Consider the following 646-nt stretch of genomic DNA (forward strand, 5'->3'; position numbering starts at 1 on the left):
GCTTGGTTTCCGGTACCAGAATTAATGTCAGAATGATAAAGAACACATTCAGGCCAGCATAAATCCAGAAGGTACTTGCATTACCCAAACTGTTGAGCATAGTCAGGAATGTCGCACCGACAATCATATTGGCAATCCAGTTGGTTGCCGTTGAGCAGGTTATGCCGAAATCTCGTCCTTTCAGGGGCTGAATTTCGGAACACAGCACCCAAATTAACGGGCCGGCACTCATTGCAAAACCCACAATAAACATCAGTAGCATGGCCACGGCGAAGTATTGTGCATTGCTGGAGTGAATACCCACATGCAGCATGGTGCCGAGAATACCCATACCAACTGCCATCACAAGGAACCCAAGGATCAGCGTTGGTTTACGCCCCCAACGGTCAACCAGTCCAATTGCAATAAAGGTTGCCAGTACATTGGTGAGGCCGACGATAACCGTTCCCCACATCTGTTGTGTAGTAGTGGTAAAACCGGCTATTTCGAAAATTTTGGGCGCGTAATACATGATGACGTTCATCCCGGTGAACTGTTGCATTACTTGTAGTAGCACACCCAGAAATACGGCCCGGCGGAAATTGCTGTTTTCACGGAACAGCGACCAGCCACTTTGTTTCACCTTCAGGCTGTCACGTATTTCTTC

General features: G+C 48.0%; 1 protein-coding gene. It reads right to left on the reverse strand.

The genetic code is table 11. The annotated features are described in order from the left end of the window. The coding region (locus ACFOY6_RS24260) for a sugar porter family MFS transporter (protein WP_379652477.1) at window positions 1-646 on the reverse strand (646 nt) is incomplete at both ends.

The sequence above is a fragment of the Teichococcus aestuarii genome, from assembly GCF_042651065.1.
GTDB lineage: Bacteria > Pseudomonadota > Alphaproteobacteria > Acetobacterales > Acetobacteraceae > Pseudoroseomonas > Pseudoroseomonas aestuarii.